The 19244-nt window shown below is 62.7% G+C and carries 18 protein-coding genes; 12 read left to right on the forward strand and 6 right to left on the reverse strand.

The window, feature by feature from the left end; genetic code table 11:
• Positions 1–40 precede the first annotated feature (40 nt).
• The 5 genes from ettA (at position 41) to RG2_RS09035 (ending at position 8125) form a co-directional block, all read left to right on the forward strand.
• On the forward strand, positions 41–1720 hold the full coding sequence (gene ettA, locus RG2_RS09015; protein ID WP_033232826.1) for an energy-dependent translational throttle protein EttA: 1680 nt from the start codon (positions 41–43) through the stop codon (positions 1718–1720).
• A gap of 3 nt (positions 1721–1723) precedes the next feature.
• Positions 1724–2134: an acyl-CoA thioesterase gene (locus tag RG2_RS09020; RefSeq protein ID WP_033232828.1), complete on the forward strand. Its 411-nt coding sequence runs from the start codon at positions 1724–1726 to the stop codon at positions 2132–2134.
• 84 nt (positions 2135–2218) lie between these two features.
• Positions 2219–7066 carry an NAD-glutamate dehydrogenase gene (locus RG2_RS09025; RefSeq protein WP_033232830.1) on the forward strand — a complete coding sequence of 1616 codons (4848 nt, stop codon included), beginning with the start codon at positions 2219–2221 and terminating at the stop codon, positions 7064–7066.
• Positions 7063–7482, forward strand: coding sequence for an acyl-CoA thioesterase (locus RG2_RS09030; protein WP_033232832.1), 420 nt, complete (start codon positions 7063–7065; stop codon positions 7480–7482). The genes RG2_RS09025 and RG2_RS09030 overlap by 4 nt, the downstream gene beginning before the upstream one ends.
• Entirely contained in the window at positions 7475–8125 is a 651-nt protein-coding gene (locus tag RG2_RS09035) for a DUF8010 domain-containing protein (RefSeq protein WP_033232834.1), read from the forward strand. The genes RG2_RS09030 and RG2_RS09035 overlap by 8 nt, the downstream gene beginning before the upstream one ends.
• Here RG2_RS09035 and RG2_RS32245 read toward each other — a convergent pair whose 3' ends face one another.
• Genes RG2_RS32245 through RG2_RS09045 form a run of 3 tightly spaced genes read right to left on the reverse strand, consistent with a single transcriptional unit; the run spans position 8126 to position 10508 of the window.
• Positions 8126–8545, reverse strand: a complete 420-nt coding sequence (locus RG2_RS32245; protein WP_230590053.1) for an EamA family transporter — start codon at positions 8543–8545, stop codon at positions 8126–8128.
• Positions 8485–8922, reverse strand: a complete 438-nt coding sequence (locus RG2_RS32250) for an EamA family transporter (RefSeq protein ID WP_230590054.1) — start codon at positions 8920–8922, stop codon at positions 8485–8487. Before RG2_RS32250 ends, RG2_RS32245 begins: the two co-directional genes overlap by 61 nt.
• Positions 8910–10508: a glycoside hydrolase family 13 protein gene (locus tag RG2_RS09045; RefSeq protein ID WP_033232836.1), complete on the reverse strand. Its 1599-nt coding sequence runs from the start codon at positions 10506–10508 to the stop codon at positions 8910–8912. Before RG2_RS09045 ends, RG2_RS32250 begins: the two co-directional genes overlap by 13 nt.
• Positions 10509–10656: 148 nt before the next feature.
• On the opposite strand from RG2_RS09045, the gene RG2_RS09050 reads away from it, so the two are divergent.
• Positions 10657–11076, forward strand: coding sequence for a cupin domain-containing protein (locus RG2_RS09050; protein WP_033232838.1), 420 nt, complete (start codon positions 10657–10659; stop codon positions 11074–11076).
• Positions 11077–11080: 4 nt separating this feature from the next.
• On the opposite strand, the gene RG2_RS09055 is transcribed toward RG2_RS09050, so the two are convergent.
• The gene (locus tag RG2_RS09055; protein ID WP_033233162.1) at positions 11081–11476 is read right to left on the reverse strand and encodes a globin; all 396 of its coding nucleotides are present in this window, start codon (positions 11474–11476) and stop codon (positions 11081–11083) included.
• Positions 11477–11637: 161 nt separating this feature from the next.
• Here RG2_RS09055 and RG2_RS09060 point away from each other — a divergent pair, with 161 nt between their 5' ends.
• From RG2_RS09060 to RG2_RS09070, 3 genes are all read left to right on the forward strand, one after another.
• Positions 11638–12327 carry an HNH endonuclease gene (locus tag RG2_RS09060; RefSeq protein WP_174557349.1) on the forward strand — a complete coding sequence of 230 codons (690 nt, stop codon included), beginning with the start codon at positions 11638–11640 and terminating at the stop codon, positions 12325–12327.
• Between the two features lie 82 nt (positions 12328–12409).
• Complete coding sequence (gene ctaJ, locus RG2_RS09065; protein ID WP_033233164.1) at positions 12410–12673, forward strand: aa3-type cytochrome oxidase subunit CtaJ; 264 nt, start codon at positions 12410–12412, stop codon at positions 12671–12673.
• On the forward strand, positions 12660–13139 hold the full coding sequence (locus RG2_RS09070; RefSeq protein WP_033232840.1) for a DUF5130 family protein: 480 nt from the start codon (positions 12660–12662) through the stop codon (positions 13137–13139). Before ctaJ ends, RG2_RS09070 begins: the two co-directional genes overlap by 14 nt.
• Before the next feature lie 83 nt (positions 13140–13222).
• On the opposite strand, the gene pepN is transcribed toward RG2_RS09070, so the two are convergent.
• Complete coding sequence (gene pepN / locus RG2_RS09075) at positions 13223–15802, reverse strand: aminopeptidase N (RefSeq protein WP_033232842.1); 2580 nt, start codon at positions 15800–15802, stop codon at positions 13223–13225.
• 57 nt (positions 15803–15859) lie between these two features.
• Positions 15860–17104, reverse strand: a complete 1245-nt coding sequence (locus RG2_RS09080; protein ID WP_033232844.1) for an NAD(P)/FAD-dependent oxidoreductase — start codon at positions 17102–17104, stop codon at positions 15860–15862.
• 160 nt (positions 17105–17264) lie between these two features.
• Between RG2_RS09080 and RG2_RS09085 the strand changes: the two genes are divergently transcribed.
• Genes RG2_RS09085 through RG2_RS09095 form a run of 3 tightly spaced genes read left to right on the forward strand, consistent with a single transcriptional unit; the run spans position 17265 to position 19233 of the window.
• Positions 17265–17888: a DsbA family oxidoreductase gene (locus RG2_RS09085; RefSeq protein WP_033232846.1), complete on the forward strand. Its 624-nt coding sequence runs from the start codon at positions 17265–17267 to the stop codon at positions 17886–17888.
• Between the two features lie 58 nt (positions 17889–17946).
• On the forward strand, positions 17947–18420 hold the full coding sequence (locus tag RG2_RS09090; protein WP_033232848.1) for a ribose-5-phosphate isomerase: 474 nt from the start codon (positions 17947–17949) through the stop codon (positions 18418–18420).
• Positions 18421–18435: 15 nt separating this feature from the next.
• Entirely contained in the window at positions 18436–19233 is a 798-nt protein-coding gene (locus RG2_RS09095) for an Fpg/Nei family DNA glycosylase (protein WP_033232850.1), read from the forward strand.
• The last annotated feature ends 11 nt before the right edge of the window (positions 19234–19244 follow it).

Consider the following 19244-nt stretch of genomic DNA (forward strand, 5'->3'; position numbering starts at 1 on the left):
CAATGTGGGTAATGCGACAAACACCGATAGGCTGGCGGTCATGGCTGAGTTCATTTACACGATGAAGAAGGTGCGCAAGGCGCACGGTGACAAGGTCATCCTCGATGACGTCACGATGAGCTTTTACCCCGGCGCGAAGATCGGTGTCGTCGGACCCAATGGCGCTGGTAAGTCCAGCATCCTCAAGATCATGGCCGGGCTGGATCAGCCGGGCAACGGCGAGGCCTTCCTTGCCCCCGGCGCATCCGTCGGCATCCTCATGCAGGAGCCGCAGCTCGACGAGACCAAGACCGTTCGCGAGAACGTCGAAGAAGGCCTCGGCGAGACCATGGTTCAGCTCAAGCGATACAACGAGATCGCCGAGCTCATGGCTACGGACTACTCCGACGAGCTCATGGAAGAGATGGGTGAGCTTCAGGAGAAGCTCGACCATGCTGACGCCTGGGAGATCGACTCCCAGCTCGAGCAGGCCATGGACGCGCTTCGTTGCCCGCCGCCGGAAGATATGGTCACCCACCTCTCCGGAGGTGAGAAGCGTCGCGTCGCGCTGTGCAAGCTGCTGCTGAGCAAGCCCGACCTCCTGCTCCTCGATGAGCCCACCAACCACCTCGACGCCGAGTCGGTTCTGTGGTTGGAGCAGCACCTCGCTGCATACCCCGGCGCTATCCTCGCCGTCACCCACGATCGCTACTTCCTCGATCACGTGGCGCAGTGGATCTGTGAGGTCGACCGCGGTCGCCTCTACCCGTACGAGGGCAACTACTCCACCTACCTGGAGCAGAAGGCCGCACGCCTCGAGGTTGCCGGCAAGAAGGACCAAAAGCTGCAGAAGCGCCTCAAGGACGAACTCGCGTGGGTTCGTTCCGGTGCCAAGGCCCGTCAGGCCAAGAACAAGGCTCGTCTCGATCGCTACGAGGAAATGGCGAACGAGGCCGAGAAGACCCGCAAGCTCGACTTCGACGAGATCCAGATCCCGGCACCGCCGCGTCTCGGTGACGTCGTCGTCGAGGTCAAGAACCTCGACAAGGGCTTCGACGGCCGTGTCCTGATCAAGGACCTCTCGTTCACACTGCCGCGCAACGGCATCGTCGGCGTCATCGGCCCCAACGGTGTCGGTAAGACGACGCTGTTCAAGACCATCGTCGGCCTCGAAGAGCCAGACGCCGGTGAGGTCAAGATCGGTCAGACGGTCAAGCTGAGCTACGTCGACCAGAACCGATCCGGCATCGACCCGAAGAAGACGGTCTGGGAGACCGTGTCCGACGGGCTCGATTTCATCGTTGTCGGTCAGACCGAATTCCCGTCGCGTGCGTACATCAGCTCGTTCGGATTCAAGGGCCACGATCAGCAGAAGCCGGCCGGAGTTCTCTCCGGTGGTGAGCGCAACCGCCTCAACCTGGCGATGACGCTCAAGCAGGGCGGCAACCTGATCCTGCTCGATGAGCCCACCAACGACCTCGACGTCGAAACCCTCGGTTCGCTGGAGAACGCTCTCGAAGAGTTCCCCGGCTGCGCCGTCGTGATCTCGCACGATCGCTGGTTCCTGGACCGCACGTGTACTCACATCCTCGCGTGGGAAGGCGGCTTCGGCGACAACGAAGCTGCGTGGTACTGGTACGAAGGCAACTTCGAAGGCTACGAGGCGAACAAGGTCGAGCGTCTCGGCCCCGACGCCGCGCGTCCGCACCGCGTCACGCACCGCAAGCTCACGAGGGACTGATCGGTGTCGGACGTATTCACGTGTGAGGTTCAGGTTCGGTGGGGTGATTCCGACCGGTTGGGTCACGTCAACAACACGAGGTATGCCGAGTACATGCAGGAAGCTCGCATTCAGTTCCTGACGTCGAAGCTTGCCGCCCATGGTGGCCGTCCGGGATACGTCGTTGTCCGGAAGATGTCCATCGAGTTCCTCAAGCCGGTGACGGATCGTTCGGGTCCTTTGAATGTCGAGATCTTCACGACTCATGTCGGGACTTCCTCGTTCACGGTCCGGCACGTCGTCCGCGACAACACCGGTGCGGAGTGCGCATCCGGTGACGCATTGATGGTCGGATTCGACACTGTGTCCGAAAAGTCCAGACCCCTCGCTGACAGCGAGCGTTTGGTGCTGGAAGCAGCGCTTGTTCCGGCGTAGTTCACCCTAGGTAGCGGTCACCGCGGCTAGTCTCGAGCATGAGATTGGCCGCGGTGATCAGAACCCACAGGATGTGAGCCAGGAATGACCGACCGAGCACCACACAATTCCGAAAGCCTCGACGAAGCGACGTTACTCACGCGCCTTCGCGAGGCTTTTTTCACACATATCGACGAGGGTGACAGCGGCGATGTGATCAACGGCCGATCCAATCGCGTACTGAAAGCGCATCTCGAACTCGGGCGCACTCGGGTGCCGGGCACGGCGGTGTGGCGGGTCTATCGTCCCTGGGATCCGGCGAAGTTGGGTGCGGCGATCCAGATCGTCAACGACGACATGTCGCTGTTGGTCGAATCCATCACCGCGCTGCTCAATCGCCTAGGTGTGGGTATCAGTCAGTACGCCCATCCGATCCTTCGAGCGGATCGGGACAATTCGGGCAATTTGAAGTCTTTGGGAGACACCGGTATCCAGGAATCCTGGATGCACGTGCAGTTGGACGCGGCAGCGCAGGATTTCGAACTCGACGCCATCGAAGAACACCTGGGCAAGGTGTTGGCCGATGTCCGCGTCGTCGCCGACGACACCCCGTCCATGACTGCCCTGCAATTGAGTATCGCCGACGAACTCGAGGCGTCGGCAGCCTCGGCTACCGGCCGCGTCTCGTCGGAAGAATTCTCCGACACGGCAGGCCTCCTGCGGTGGATGGCTGCCGGCAACTATGCCGTGCTCGGCTATCGACGGTTCGTCGGCACTGCAGACGGCTCCCGCACGGTGGACGGCAGTGGACTCGGTGTGCTCCGATCCGACGCCGTCACCGACGGTCCGATGAGCCTGCCGCCGGTTGCCGATCTCCCGGATCGGCCGCTGCTCGTCCTGACCCAGGGGTCGTTCCCCGCCACCGTTCACCGCGCCGTGTATCCGTACTTCGTCGGGGTGTCGATACTCGACGACGACGGAAACATCGTGGGGGAGCACAGGTTCCTCGGCGTCTTCACCGTGGTGGCCCTCCACGAAAACGTTCTTGCCATTCCGCTGATCGAGCGCCGGGTGCGCGAGGTGATCAGCCGCGCCGGTGTCGACCTCGATTCGTATTCCGGCCAGGCAATGCTCGAGGTCATTCAGTCCTTCCCCCGCACGGAGTTGTTCTCCAGCGACACCGACACCTTGTTCGAGACTGTTCACGCGGTGCACAGCATCGGCCTGCGTCGTCAGGTGCGGCTGTTCGTTCGCGAAGACACGTTCGGTCGGTTTGTCTCCTGCCTGGTGTACCTGCCACGCGACCGCTACACAACGCGTGTCCGGTTGGCGATGCAGCACACGCTCTGGAGTGAATTCGGTCCAGGCACAGTGGATTACACAGCCAGGGTGAGTGAGAACGACCTTGCTTTGCTGCATGTGACGATCAGGCGTGAGCCTGGCAGCGCACCGATTCGACTCGATGTGTCCGAAGAAAACCGTGAACGCGTTCAGGCGCTGCTGACCGAAGTCAGTCGTAGTTGGGACGACCGCATCACCGATCTCGTCCGTGAGCGCTCCGACCTCGATCTGGAATTGGTGCAGCGGTACATCCGGGTTCTTCCCGACGGATACAAGGAGGACTTCGAGCCCTCTCGCGCGTTGTCCGATATCTCTCGGCTCGAAGCGTTGGCTCCCGGTTCGATCGACGTGTTGCTCTATCGTGGTGAGGATTCCGAACCAGGTCAGTGGCGGTTCACGCTGTTTGTCGGCGGCGACGCCATTTCGTTGAGCCAGGTTCTCCCGGTACTGCAGTCGCTCGGTGTCGAGGTGCTCGACGAACGGCCACACGTGGTCCAGCGACTCGACGGGGTGAAGTGCTGGATCTACGATTTCGGGTTGTCTGTACCGGCGGAATTGCGGGCATCCGTGCAGTCGGACCTCGACACCCAAGTACCACTCGAAACCAGCACGGTAGCGCTGACCGAGGTGCAGAAGCGGTTCACCGCGGCGTTCGGTGCCGTGTGGTTCGGGCGCGCCGAGGCTGACCGGTTCAACGAACTTGTACTGCGGGCGGGATTGACGTGGCGGCAGGCAGTCATCTTGCGGGCTTACGCAAAATACCTGCGGCAGGCCACTTTTCCGTACAGTCAGTTTCATATCGAGGGGATCGCACTGTCGCACCCGCGGACTGCGGCGGCACTGGTGGAACTTTTCGAAGCGAAGTTCGATCCGAACGTGACTGGTGGGAATCGTATCGAGGAGTTGGAGACGCAACTGCGGGCCTCGATCGACGAAGTTCTCAGCCTCGATGCCGACCGCATCCTGCGGGGAATGTTTTCGCTGGTGAAGGCAACCCTGCGCACCAACTTCTATGTCCTGGATACGGATGGGCGCTCGCGCGGGTATCTGTCGATCAAGCTTGATCCTTCTCGGATCAGTGAATTGCCCAAGCCCAGGCCGGCTTTCGAGATCTTTGTGTACTCGCCGGAGGTCGAGGGAGTGCACCTGCGGTTCGGCGCGGTGGCCCGTGGTGGTCTGCGGTGGTCGGACCGTCGGGAAGATTTCCGGACCGAAGTGCTTGGCCTCGTGAAGGCGCAGGCGGTCAAGAACGCGGTCATCGTCCCCGTTGGTGCCAAGGGCGGATTTGTCGTGAAGAACCCGCCGGTCCCGACCGGAGATCCGGCAACCGATCGCAGTGCCACACTCGAATCCGGCAAAGCCTGCTACCGGACTTTCATCTCGGGTCTGCTCGACATCACGGACAACGTTCATCCTGAGACCGGGGAAGTGGTGACGCCGGATCGGGTCGTGCGACTCGACGACGAGGATCGATACCTTGTCGTCGCCGCGGACAAGGGGACGGCATCATTCTCGGACCTGGCGAATTCCGTTGCTGCGCAGTACAACTTCTGGCTCGGCGACGCATTTGCCTCGGGTGGTTCGGTGGGATACGACCACAAGGGAATGGGGATCACCGCTCGCGGCGCGTGGGAAAGCGTCAAGCGGCACTTCCGGGAAATCGGTGTCGACACGCAGTCCGAGGACTTCACCGTAGTCGGAGTCGGGGACATGAGCGGCGACGTATTCGGCAACGGTATGTTGCTGAGCCGTCACATCCGACTGGTCGGGGCATTCGATCACCGGCACATCTTCCTCGACCCCAACCCGGATGCCGCGCGATCATTTGTCGAGCGTGGCAGACTCTTCGAACTTCCGCGATCGTTGTGGGCGGATTACGAAGCCAGCCTGATCAGCGACGGCGGCGGTGTGTGGGACCGTACCGTCAAGTCCGTCCCCATCGCCGAAAGTGTGCGCGTTGCCCTGGGGTTGGATGAGGGAGTCACCAAACTCTCGCCGCCCGAATTGATGCGCGCGATCCTGTCCGCACCGGTGGATCTGCTGTGGAACGGCGGCATCGGTACCTATATCAAGGCGTCGGCCGAAACCAACGCGCAGGTCGGCGACAAGAGCAACGATGCGGTCCGTGTCGACGGCGCTGACCTACGGGTCAAGGTGGTCGGCGAGGGCGGCAATCTCGGTGTGACGGCGCTGGGGCGAATCGAGTTCAGTGCCAACGGTGGACACATCAATACCGACGCGATCGACAACTCGGCGGGGGTGGACTGCTCCGACCACGAGGTCAATATCAAGATCCTGCTCGACACGTTGGTTCGGTCGGGTGCGTTACCCGCAGATGAGCGGAACCCGTTGTTGGCCTTGATGACCGACGATGTTGCGCGCCTCGTTCTGGCGGACAACATCGCCCAGAATGCTCTGCTGGGCATTTCGCGGGTCACCGCCCCTCAAATGCTTGCCGTCCACCGGCGGCAGATCAGCGATCTGAGCTCCTCGCGCGGACTCGATCGCGCACTGGAGGCACTACCGTCCAACAAGGAAATCGATCGGCGCCTGTCTATCGGATCCGGTTTGACGTCACCGGAATTGGCGACTCTCACCGCGCATGTGAAGCTCGCGCTCAAGGACGATCTGCTCGCCACGGAGTTGCCGGACAACGAGTACTTCGCGCAACAGATTCCCGGATATTTCCCGAGTGCGGTGCGCGATCGGTTTGCCGCACAGATCAAGGACCACCCACTGCGCCGACAGATCGTGGCGACCATGCTGGTCAACGAGGTCATCGACAACGGCGGAATCACCTACGCGTACCGGCTTGCGGAGGAAACCGGCGCCAGCAGTACGGATTCGATTCGGGCGTACGCAGCCGTCCGTGAGGTGTTTGCGCTCGACGACGTGTGGGGGCGGATTCGTTCGGTCGGACTCGCAGCTGATCTCGAGAACGATCTGATCGTGGAAACGTGCAGACTCCTCGACCGAGCCTCGCGGTGGTTTCTCGCCAATCGGCCACAGCCCATCGCGGTGGGGGCAGAAGTGTCTCGCTACTCCGCGGCCTACCGGTCGACGGCACCCCTTGTTCCCGATTTGCTGGCCGGCCATCAATTGACGGATCTGCTTTCCCGGGCCCAATCAGTCATCGACCGTGGGGCCCCCGAAGCTCTGGCGCTCGAAGTCTTCCGGCTCCTGGACGTGTACTGCCTCCTCGACATCGCGGATATCGCCGACATCGCCGAGCACGACATCGCGGAAGTCGCGCAGCTCTACTACGCGCTTGACGCGCATCTCGGAATCGACTGGCTGCTCACGGCCGTGTCCGGACTCGAGCGTGGGGATCGCTGGCATTCACTGGCCCGGCTGGCGTTGCGTGACGATCTGTACAGCTCGTTGCGGCAGCTCACGATGGAAGCGCTCGTCGGCGGTGAGCCGGGAGAATCGCCGCAGGAAAAGATCGACGAATGGGAAGCGACCAACGCGTCGAGGCTGAGCCGGGCGAGGGCCGCTCTCGGTGAGATCTTCGAGTCTGGGACGCTTGACCTCGCGACGCTCTCGGTAGCGGCGCGGCAGGTTCGCAGCATGGTGCGCAGCATGGGCACCCGATCGGAGGTAGGGCGTTGAGCGAAGGATTTCATGCCGACGTGGCGGTTCGATGGTCCGACATGGACGTCTTCCAACACGTCAACCATGCGCGCATGGTGACACTGCTCGAAGAAGCTCGGATTCCGTGGCTGTTCCACGACGGATGTCCGACGGTGTCATTGCGTGACGGTGCGGTTGTCGCGGATCTGCATGTGCGGTATCGGGGGCAGCTGCGGCACGACGATTCACCGCTCGACGTGTTGATGTGGGTGGAAAAGATTCGAGCCGTGGACTTTACGATCGGATACGAGGTGCGCCCCAAGTCGGCGGGACTCTCGGTCGCGCCGTCCATAGTCGCGTCGACGCAGATCGCGGCGTTCGATATCGATACGCAACGACTGCGGCGGCTCAGTGGTCCCGAGCGTGGGTACCTGGAGCGTTGGCAGCGTGCATGAGCGAATGCTGACCGTGCCCGATGAAGCCGAGCGCAAGAACTTGGCCGGCTTCATCGGGCACGCGTTGCGGTTGGACGAATCGGCCGTCATCAGGATGCGTCGACGCGGCCCGGATCACGTGAGTGTGTGGGCAGCAACAGGGTTCGACGCCCTGGCGACGCGCACTATCGTCGGTACCGTCAATCCCGACGACACCTCGGCGGCCGGGGATACCTTGTTGGCTGCACTGTCCCACGCGTCCGGTGAACTGATCGATCCGGGATTCTCGATGGACTCGGCGTGGCGTGGAGCGCTGCCGCCGGCCGAAGGATTCGAGCACCTCGACGATGTCCCGGCGCACGTCTTGATCGAATTGGCCCAGCGCGGAAATGCTTTGGCGCAGGAGCACGGCAGCAGTTCGGGACCGCCCGTCTCGTTGCTCGATCAAGAGGTGCTCGAGGTCAGTGGGCCGAGCATCACGGCCGGGATCTCGATGCGGGCGATATTTGCGCTGACCGCAATGGGATTCGTCGATGTGAACCGAATCAATGAGACGGAGTTGGTGCGGGTTCGGGCCAGTAGATCGTGGATTCGTCTCGACGCGCGCTTCGGTTCGATCTATCGCCACCGCGGCGGGTCGATTCCGCTGATGGTGGCTCGCTAGCTAGCTGTTACGCAGTGTCCCTGCCGTCAACAAGCCGAGGGCCGCGAGGACGGTGGCCATGCCGAGCATGGCCACTGTGGTGATGGCCTCGCCGAGAACCGCTGCGCCGAGAATAGCTGCGACTACCGGCTCGAGCAGCGTCAGCGTTGCGACGGTTGCCGGGTTGAGGTGTCGCAGTGCCGCCGCGAAGAGCAGGTAGGCCAACACGGTCGGAACCACAACGAGGTACACCACCGCGGTTGCCCCGGCGCCGGTATCGAGCCCACCTGGCCACTGCCAGATCAGGATCGGTAGTAGGAGGATCCCACCGATGCCGAACATCTGACCCATCGCGCCCTGCGTGGACACTCCCGCCGTGATCATGTGTGCGCCGGCAACGGTGTAGATCGCGTAGCCCAGTCCGGCGATGAGTGCCGGCACCGCGCCACCAAGTACTGCAGTACGCCGGTGAACGCCGGACCTGATCCCAGTGCGATCATCGTGCCTGCCGCAACTCCCGCCGCCTGCACTCCGGTGAAGAACCCCAATTGATATGCGGCGACACCGAATCCGCCCGTGAGCGCGGATCGGCTGGTCGAGCGAGTGAACCCGAGGCCGCCGCGCGCGTACGCAAACACCGCGAGGATCAGGCCAGCGAGAACCACCCGCGCGGAACCGACGGCCAGGGGATCGAGGTCGTATCCGAGGCTTTCCGAGGCCAAGGCCTGTGCGGTTCCGGTGGTTCCGAACAGCACGGCCGCGGCTACAACGGCCAGGACCGATCCCCGGTGAGTTGAGGTCCGACTCAGATCAGCCACGCAGCGGTGTTGACGGGCAACAGACCGTCGACCAGGGGAGCGCTGCTGAGGATAACGTCGCCGGCGGGCAGGGAAATAGGCACATCCGACGTGTTGAGGGCACAGATCAGACCGCCCCGTCGACGAAACGCCAGGCACCCGGGAGGGCTCCCGTACCAGTCGATATCGGCACCCGAGATCTCCGGTCGGGACGAACGCAATTCGAGGGCGCTGCGGTACAGCGAGAGCATCGAATCGACGTCCTCGAGTTGAGCCTCGACCGTCAGCGTCGACCACTCGGGTGGCATCGGCAACCACGTGCTCGAGGCTGTGGTGAATCCGAAGGGCGGAGCGGCTCCTTCCCACGGCAACGGCACTCGGCATCCGTCGCGACCACGCTCGGCGTGACCGGAGCGTTCCCACACCGGATCCTGCAGGGCGTCGTCGGGAAGATCGACGTTTGGCAGTCCGAGTTCGGCGCCGTTGTAGATGAAGGCGGCACCGGGCAGTGCAAGCTCGACCAAGGCCATCGCCCGTGCGCGCAGAGTTCCGATCTGGCCTCCGCCGTAGCGGGTGACCTCACGTTCGACATCGTGATTGGAGAGCGTCCACGTGGGAACACCGCCGACCTCGGCTACGGCGGCGAGGGAGTTCTCCACCGCTGCCCGCACGGATTCCGCCGCGAACTCGGTTTCTGCCAACCGGAAGTTGAATCCGAGGTGAAGCTCGTCCGGACGGATGTACTCACCGAAGCGCTCGTTGTCGCGAACCCAGATCTCTCCCACGGTCATCGCCTCGGGGAATTCGTTCATGACCTTGCGGATTCCGCGGTGGATCTGGTGGACCTCCGGATTGTTGAATCGCGGGTCGTCGTCGTCGTTGCGCATGAGCTCGTTGAGGTCCCAGTCATGGTCCGGCAAACCCTCCGGCTTGGCCATTCCGTGGGCGACATCGATCCGAAATCCGTCGATACCCCGGCTGAGCCAGAAGCGCAGAGTCTTGGCCAGATCCTCGAAAACCTCCGGGTTGTCCCAGTTCAGATCGGGCTGTTCCTTCGCGAAGATGTGGAGGTACCACTGCCCAGGGTTTCCGTCGGCATCGGTGATGCGGGTCCAGGCCGGGCCGCCGAAGATGCTTGGCCAGTTGTTGGGTGGTTCGGTGCCGTTCTCACCCTTGCCGTCGCGGAAGATGTAGCGGGATCGTTCCGGGCTACCTGGTGCGGAGTCCAGCGCAGCTTGGAACCATTCGTGCTGGTCGCTGGTGTGGTTGGGGACCAAGTCCATCGTGATCTTGATATCGCGCTCATGTGCCGCGCTGATCAGTGAATCCATCGCGGCAATGTCGCCGAACAGGGGATCGATGTCACGCGGGTCTGAGACGTCGTACCCGTGATCGGCCATCGGCGAGCGCATGACCGGACTCAACCAGAGGGCGTCGACGCCCAGCAGTTCCAGGTACCCGAGTTTGTCCTCGATTCCGCCGAGGTCACCGATGCCGTCGCCGTTGGAATCGGCAAAAGATCGCGGATAGATCTGGTAGAAAACTGCCTCGTTCCACCAAGGCGGAGTGGACGGGTTGGTAACGGTCGAATCCGCGGGGCTACTCACAAGTTCTCATAGTGCCAAACCTCGAGCACTCGCACGACTTGGACACGGCTGTTTGGTGGTTCTTTACCTCACCTTGGTGTACTTTCCAGGAGCGAAGACTCTGCCGTCGGCAATCTTTGCGCTACCGATTTCTCGAGGGGGGAAAATCATGAGTTTGTCGGCAATCGAAGCAGTGAGTCTGGACCAACTTCCGTTGAACGACGATCCGATCAACGCGGACTGGATCATTTCCGGGGATCCGGTCGCCCGCGCCGCGCAATGGTCTGCCAGCAAGGACGGCACCACGACAACGCACGTGTGGGACTGCACCAAAGGGCGGTTCCGGTGGTACTTCAGCGCCGACGAGATCGTTCAGATCCTCGAAGGATCGGTGACGGTCGAGTCCGCGGGGGTCGAGAAGCGCACTCTGTCTGTCGGTGACGCCGCGCTCTTCCGCGCCGGCAGTTGGTCGGAATGGCACGTCGAGGATTACGTCCGCAAACACGCGATTCTGAGCGTGCCACTGCACCCGAGCGTGTCGTTCGGTGTTCGGGCTGTGCGCAAGCTCGGACGAATGGTCAGACGCTAGCGGTTCAGATGGCGGAATTGACCATGGACGCTGCAGCCATCTCCATGTAATCGATCAACTGTTGGCGATGTGCGGCGTCCAAGGTCTTCTCGTCGATGGACGCGATCGCAACGTGCATGCAACGTAGCCACGCGTCCCGCTCGATCGGGCCGATCACGAACGGATTGTGCCGCATCCGCAAGCGAGGGTGTCCGCGCTCGTCGGAGTAGGTGTGCGGGCCGCCCCAGTACTGCTCGAGAAACATCCGCATGCGGCGCTCGGCTGGACCGAGATCCTCTTCCGGATACAGCGGGCGAACAACCTCGTCCTTCGCGACTTCCTCGTAAAACCGCGCGGTGAGCTTGTGAAACGTCTCGGCTCCGCCGACGGCGTCGTAGAAGGTCTGCTGTACGTCATTCATGGCGTGTTCCATTGTGCCTGATGGCGGGCGTGGTCGGTTTCCGGGTCGACCGGAGGTCCGTTCACCCGAAATTCACCGGCAATCCGAGCAATTTTGTGCGAAATGGGAGTGCGTAACCGGAATATCCGTGGTCAACTTGGGGGCAGTCTCCCGGAGGTCGTATGAAGAACCGACACGCTGCACGAAATCACCGACAACTTCAGCCCGCTGGCGGCCGTGGTGCCATCGCTCGCGCAGACGCGCGGCATGAGCACGCGTCAGGGGCTGTTCTGGAAGTTGTTCCTGACGGATTCGGTCAGACCACCGAGTTCGCCACGGATCACGTGGTCCCCGAGTGGATCAAACGCCGAGTGCTACTACTCAATGTCACCTACGAACCGCTGACGGCCCTGCCGGCACGACGGGCCGTGGTCTTGATGGCCTGCGGTAAAGCCGACACGGTTCACGAAGACGAATTCGGACCCGTAGTCCACTCTGCGGACTGGTCGGTGCAGGTGCCATCGGTCATTCGCCTACGAACTTATGTGCGCGTCCCGTACCGCGCCCGTATTCCCATGACCCGCGCGGCACTGATGCATCGTGACCATTTCCGATGTGCGTACTGCGGCGCAAAGGCCGAGACCATCGATCACGTGGTACCGCGCAGTCGCGGCGGCGGGCATTCATGGGAGAACTGTGTAGCGTGCTGCGCGCCGTGCAACCACCGCAAAGCCGACAAGATGCTCAGCGAACTGGGGTGGACACTGCGCGCGGAATTGGTTCCGCCCTCCGGTCCGCACTGGCGATTGCTGGCCGCAACCAAGGAACTGCACCCGTCGTGGGTGCCGTATCTCGGTGTCGGTGCCGCCTGACTCGAACTGCCCGGAACAAATTGCTCGATAATTTGTGGCCCTGACGCTGTCCTTCCTGGCGTTCTGGGCTACGTTATCTGGTGTGAGCATTCTCGAGGTAGTACTGATATACGTTGGGATCCCGGCCCTGATCACCGCCTTCTTCGCGGGTGCGTCCTTCCTCGGGAAGAAGACGCCGGGTCCGGTTCCGCCGGCGTTCCATCTGGGTGAGTCGTGGGATCACGCCCCCATCCTGTGGAGTGCTGTCGACGAAGTGACCGTTCGCGGCGGTCACCACGGCAGCGCACACGCGATCGAAGCCGGCTCGGCTGATCTGATTGGAGGAACCGCAAGTGGCAAGTGGTGATCATTCGACAGCGGTCGCAGTAGCGCCCGAAAACCTGCCCGTTGGCAGCGTCATCACGACCAGTGGCCGTATCTCCGGCGTGCATCGTGTGGGAGAGCCGTTCGTTGACGACCTTCCGTTCACGACCAAGGACCTGGTAGCCCTCGACGTCGCGCTGACCGAGGCCACCCGTTCCACCAAGGTGCGTTTCAATGCGTACGTCGGCGACCTGGGCGCAGACCCGGCCGCCGGTGCCGACGCACTGTTCCCGACCACACCTGAGGCGGAGCGTTCGGTTCTCATCGCCGTATCGCCCAACCAGCGTGTCGTCGAGGTCCGCAGTGGCCGCGTCGTTGCCGATCGGGTCACCGACCGCGTTGCGCAGCTCGGCGCAACCGCAGCGGTGAGCTCCATCAGTGAAGGAAACCTGATCGACGGACTGATCAGCGGAATCCGTGTCATGGCAGCAGCAATCTCTGCGCCGTAGTTCCTCTGCGTCGTAGTTCGCAGTCCTTGCAGTAAGGCCGGTGCCCGCCTCGATTTCCTCGAGGCGGGCACCGGCCTTGTGTATCAGCTTGCGTCGAACTTTCGGGCGGTGAGCGATCGAACTACACCGGCCTGGCCCTCTACGACAAGGCGACGCAGCGCGGGAGGAATGTCGCCCTCGAGGAAACGATCAGCCGCTGCGACGGACTCTTCACTGACCGACCACGACGGGTACAGACCGACGACGACGGTCTGCGCCACCTCACTCGAGCGGCGTTCCCACACGCCGGCGATGTCGTCGAAATAGCGCGAGACAAACGGTTCGAGGAGATCGTCCTGTCCTTCGCGGGCGAAACCACCGATGATGGACCGCGCCGTGATGTTGGGCACCGAATCGTCGCCGACCACCTTTGCCCACACCTGCTCCTTCACCGCAGCTTGCGGTCGACCGGCAGCTGCGGCAGCGGCCTGCCTGGCACCTGCAGCAGTCGGGTCGCGCAAGGCCTCGGCGTCGATGAACGGGGTCTCCAGCCCCTCGGCATCCACCTCGCCTGCCGCGGCGAGAGCTCCGACAATGCGCCACCGCAGATCGGTGTCGACAACCAGACCGTCGAGGCCGACGGTCGCGGGGTCGGCGTCGAGCAATTCGTTCAGGACCTCGGTGTGCCACGGGGAGAGTGCAACTCCGGTGAGTGCGTTGACAAATGCGAGTTGGTGATCGGAACCGGCCTCGGCTTCGCGGGCAAGTTCGAGAAGCCGGTTGGCGAAGTCCGCCCAGCCTTCGGCCGAGGCCCAGACCGGATCGGCGTAGCTTCCGATGGCGGTCTGTGCTTGGAGCAGGAGGCGTTGAACCACACCGACCTCGGTTTCGGCGCTGATGCCGCGCTGAACCAGAGCGACAAAATCGCGGGCCTTGAGTTCGGCCTGACGAGTCATCTCCCACGCTGCGGACCAGACCAGAGTGCGGGGGAGTGATTCGGCGATGTCGCCGACGCGGTCGATTGCCGTCGAGAGGGACTGCGGATCGAGTCGCACCGAGCAGTACGTCAGGTCGTCGTCGTTGAGCAGAATCAATTGACCGCGATGAACTCCGAGAAGCTCAGGAACGTCGGTGGTTTCGGCGGCGTCGAGATCGAGTTCGACGCGGCGGCTCCGCACGAGCTTGCCGTCGACGTCGTCGTAGATGCCGACCGCGATGCGATGAACACGTCGCTCACCGGCACCGGGAGCTGCGCCGTCCTGCAACACGGCAAAACGGGTGAACTTTCCGTCTGCGTCGACGTCGAAGTCGGGGCGAAGGATGTTGAGGCCGGTGGTCTTGAGCCACTGGGTTCCCCAGTCGGAAAGGTCGCGGCCGGAGGACTTTTCGAGAGCGCCGAGGAGGTCGTCGAAGGTGGCGTTGCCGAATGCGTGCTCACGGAAGTACTCCCGCAGTCCCGCGAGGAAGGGATCGAGGCCGACGTAGGCCACCAATTGCTTGAGAACGCTGGCGCCCTTGGCATACGTGATTCCGTCGAAGTTGACCTCGACTGCTGCCAGGTCCGGGATGTCGGCGGCGATGGGGTGGGTGGACGGCAACTGGTCCTGACGGTAAGCCCACGACTTCTCGACGTTGGCAAAGGTTGTCCAGGCGTTCTTGTACTCGGTGGCCTCGGTCTGGCAGAGCACAGACGCGAAAGTCGCAAAGGATTCGTTGAGCCACAGGTCGTCCCACCACGTCATGGTGACGAGGTCGCCGAACCACATGTGGGCCATTTCGTGAAGCACGGTTTCGGAACGACGCTCGTACGAGTAGCGAGTGACCTTGGACCGGAAGACGTAGTCCTCCAGGAACGTCACCGCTCCCGCGTTCTCCATCGCGCCTGCGTTGAACTCCGGGACGAACAACTGGTCGTACTTCCCGAAGGCATACGGCACACCGAAGTTGCGGTGGTAGAAATCGAAGCCCTGCTTGGTTTCGGTGAACAGGCGCTCTTCGTCCATGAACTCGGCAAGTGAGGCGCGGCAGAAGATTCCGAGGGGGATGTTGCCGTGCTCGTCGGAGTAGTTGTCGGTCCACACGGCGTACGGGCCGGCGATGAGCGCAACGAGGTACGTGCTCATCTTCGGTGTTGTGCGGAAGACATGCTTGCCGGGATCGGCGGCCAGGGACTCTACGACGGCGGAGTTGGAGATGACCTTCCACGAGGTCGGCGCAGTGACACGGACATCGAACGTCGCCTTGAGATCCGGCTGATCGAAACACGCGAACATGCGCTTGGCGTCGGCGGTCTCGAACTGCGAGTACAGGTACACGGCGCTGTCCGTCGGGTCGACGAAGCGGTGCAGACCCTCTCCGGTGTGCGAGTACACACAGTCGGCCTCGACCACCAGTTCGTTGCTCGCGGCGAGGTCCGTCAAGGCTATTCCGGTGGCCTCGTCGTAGTCGGAAATATCGATCGGGGTGCCGTTGAGCACTGCGGAATGAACTCGGGCAGCGATGATGTCGATGAAACTGCTCGAGCCGGCGGTGGCCGAGAAGGTCACGGTGGTCTTGGAGAAGAACGTCTCCTCACCAGGGGCATCACTGCCGTCGGTGAGATCGAGTTCGATCAGGTAGTTGTCGACGGTCAGCAGCGCTGACCGTTCGGCTGCCGTCTCGCGTGTCAGGTTCGGTGCGGCCACGAAGATCTCCTCGTCGATGGTGTGGATCTTTATGAGTCCATCCCATCACGGCGGGGACTACTTCGTGATCGCGGACGCCTCCGTCAATGGAACCGAGGGATCTGCCAGGCGCTTCGGATCCACCGGTGCACTCGACGCCACCAACTCCTTGATTGCGTCACCGGCATCCCAGATGTTGACGTTCATTCCCGCCAGAACCTTGTTGTCGCCGTCGAGCCAGAAGGCCAGGAACTCGCGGTTGTCGACGTCACCGCGGGTGACCACGGAGACGTAGCTGCCATGCGGAGCGTGCCCGACGTACTCCATTCCGAGGTCGTACTGGTCGGTGAAGAAATACGGCATCCGCACGTACTCGGCCGGTTTGCCGAGCATGGTGTCCGCGGCTGTCGCCGGTTGGTTGAGAGCATTTGCCCAGTGCTTCACCCGGATTCGCGCGTTCAGGATCGGGTGCGTCGCCGCCGCGATATCGCCGATCGCCACGACGTCTGGGTCGCTGCTCTGCAGACCCGCGTCGACGAGGACTCCGCCATCGACCTCGATACCGGCGGCCGTGGCCAACTCGGTGTTGGGGAGAGCGCCCACAGCGATCAGGACGGCGTCGGCGGGAACTACGCTGCCGTCGGCCAGGGTGACGCCGGAAGCAACTCCGTCTGTCACCGCGATGGACTTCACGTCGGTGCTCGTTCGTAGGTCAACGCCGTTCGCGCGGTGCAGTGCCGCAAACACTTCGCCCATCTCCGGCCCCAGCGTTGCTTCGAGGGGAAGACTCGCATGCTCGAGGATCGTCACCTCGACACCGAATCCGCGCGCGGACGCGGCGATTTCCAGGCCGATCCAGCCGGCGCCCACCACAACCAGTTTCTTGTCCGCGGACAGAGCCTTCAGCAGCGACGACGCCTGGTCGATGGTGCGGATGTAGTGCACGCCGTCGGCGTCCGCCCCTGGAATGTCGAGTCGCCGAGAACGCGAACCGGTGGCGAGCGCCAGTTTGTCGTACGAGAGCGTGGAACCGTCGGGGAGAGTCACGGTGTGCGCAACGGGGTCGAAAGCGGTTGCGGTTGTTCCGGGCCGCAGGTCCACGTGCTGATCGCGGAACCATTCACCGTCGTGGACCGTGAATTCCGGGAGGGTCTTCTTGCCCGCAAAGAACTCCTTGGACAGCGGTGGACGCTCGTACGGCAGATGGTCCTCTTCGCTCAGAAGGACGATGTCTCCGTCGAAGTCCCGCTCTCGCAGGGCCTCCGCAGTTTTTGCTCCGGCCAAGCCGCCGCCGATGATGACGAATCTCCGATTTGCGCTCATGGTTGAACCACTCCTTCGCACTCGTGTTCTTTCGACATTACTGGTGAGAGAAGGTGGTTCGGGAGTATGTGGGAAGGATTGGTGGGGGATGATTGTTGCCATGGCGGGGTACGCAATTTTTCGTTCCCGCTAGGACCGTGACCGATAGGGAGTTGTTTACGTGAGTGCAGTCGAGAACAAGAGTGCCGACCGAGCTGATTTCTGGTTCGATCCTCTGTGCCCGTGGTGCTGGATCACCTCGCGATGGATCCTCGAAGCGCAGCAGGTGCGCAACATCGACGCGAAATTCCACGTCATGAGCCTGGCCGTCCTCAACGAAGGACGTGACCTGCCCGAGGAGTACCGCGAGATGATGACCAAGGCATGGGGACCGGTGCGCGTCGCAATCGCCGCTGCGAAGCTGAAGGGCGACGACATCCTGCTGCCGCTGTACACGGCCATGGGAACCAAGATCCACAACGAAGGCAACAAGGACTTTGCCGACGTCATCAAGCGTTCACTCGACGAGGTCGGCCTTCCGGCTGAACTTGCCGACGCAGCCGAGTCGACCGAGTACGACGAAGCCCTGCGTGAGAGCCATCATCACGGCATGGACGCGGTTGGCCCCGACGTCGGAACTCCCACCATCCACGTCAACGGCGTTGCCTTCTTCGGCCCGGTTCTCTCGCGCATCCCGCGCGGCGAGGACGCAGGACGAGTGTGGGACGGCGCAGTTGCGTTGGCGAGCTACCCGCACTTCTTCGAACTCAAGCGCACGCGCAACGAGGATCCGCAGTTCGACTGAGTTCGACCGCACCAGGGCCGGGTGCGCGCCGGGGGATGAGCCTGAGAGAATTGTCCCCATGCGCGTATACCTGGGTGCCGACCATGCCGGATTCGAACGTAAGAACGAGATCATCGAACATCTCACAGCCAATGGCCACGAGGCCATCGACTGTGGTGCTCACGAGTACGACGCCGTGGACGACTACCCGGCATTCTGCATCGAGGCAGCCAAGCGGGTAGTCGCCGACGAGGGAAGCCTGGGCATCGTCCTCGGCGGAAGCGGCAACGGCGAGCAGATCGCCGCGAACAAGGTTCCCGGCGCCAGGTGCGCTCTGGCGTGGAGCGTCGAAACCGCCAAGCTGGCCCGCGAGCACAACAAGGCACAGCTCATCGGCATCGGTGGACGCATGCATTCCCTCGAGGAATCGCTTGCCATCGTCGACGCCTTCCTTGCCACCGAGTGGTCAGGCGAAGAGCGTCACCAGCGCCGCATCGACATCCTCTCGGAGTACGAGAAGACCGGCGTCGCACCGGCATTGCCGCAGGCCTGATCGAGAAGTAGTCCCGTGCCAGAAGGTCATACCCTGCATCGACTGGCACGGTTGCATGCCAAGAAGTTTGTCGGTTCACCAGTGCGCGTACTCAGCCCGCAGGGGCGATTTGCCACGGACGCGGCTCTGGTGGACGGGCATGTACTCACGTCGTCGGATGCCTGGGGCAAACACCTGTGGCACACATACGACAACGGTCTGATCGTCCACGTACACCTCGGTTTGTACGGAAAGTTCACCGACAGCGCCCTCCCGATGGAAGAACCGGTTGGGCAGGTCCGGATGCGAATGGTCGGTGCCGGCTTCGGCACCGACCTTCGTGGTCCCACCGCCTGTGAAGTCTTGCTGCCGCCGCAAGTAGCCGCTATCGAAGCCAGGCTCGGCCCCGATCCACTGCGCCGCGACGCGGATCCGCAGCAGGCGTGGGCGCGAATCTCGAAGTCCAAGACGGCAATCGGCGCACTGCTCATGGACCAGGCAGTGCTGGCCGGGGTCGGCAACGTCTACCGCGCCGAATTGCTGTTCCGTCACGGCATCAACCCCGAACGCCCCGGCAACCTCGTCAGCTACGACGAATGGACTGCCATGTGGGCGGACCTCGTCGAACTCATGAAGGTCGGCGTGCGACGCGGAAAAATGCACGTCGTGCGGGCCGAGCACGACAACGGCGATCCGGCCTACGCCAAGGATCGTCCGCGCACCTACGTCTACCGGCGCGCGGGATCACCCTGCCGGGTCTGCGGGTCACCGGTCCTGCATTCCGTCATGAAGGCACGAAACCTGTTCTGGTGCCCGGTGTGTCAGGCTGTGTAGACGACCTTGCG

Source organism: Rhodococcus globerulus NBRC 14531 (genome assembly GCF_001894805.1).
GTDB classification, from domain to species: Bacteria; Actinomycetota; Actinomycetes; order Mycobacteriales; family Mycobacteriaceae; genus Rhodococcus_F; species Rhodococcus_F globerula.

Coding starts and splice junctions, on each gene's coding strand:
- ettA (WP_033232826.1), top strand. CDS start 41: ATGGCTGAGTTCATTTACACGATGAAGAAGGTGCGCAAGGCGCACGGT.
- RG2_RS09025 (WP_033232830.1), top strand. CDS start 2,219: ATGACCGACCGAGCACCACACAATTCCGAAAGCCTCGACGAAGCGACG.
- RG2_RS09050 (WP_033232838.1), top strand. CDS start 10,657: ATGAGTTTGTCGGCAATCGAAGCAGTGAGTCTGGACCAACTTCCGTTG.
- RG2_RS09055 (WP_033233162.1), bottom strand. CDS start 11,476: ATGAATGACGTACAGCAGACCTTCTACGACGCCGTCGGCGGAGCCGAG.
- RG2_RS09060 (WP_174557349.1), top strand. CDS start 11,638: ATGAAGAACCGACACGCTGCACGAAATCACCGACAACTTCAGCCCGCT.
- RG2_RS09080 (WP_033232844.1), bottom strand. CDS start 17,104: ATGAGCGCAAATCGGAGATTCGTCATCATCGGCGGCGGCTTGGCCGGA.
- RG2_RS09090 (WP_033232848.1), top strand. CDS start 17,947: ATGCGCGTATACCTGGGTGCCGACCATGCCGGATTCGAACGTAAGAAC.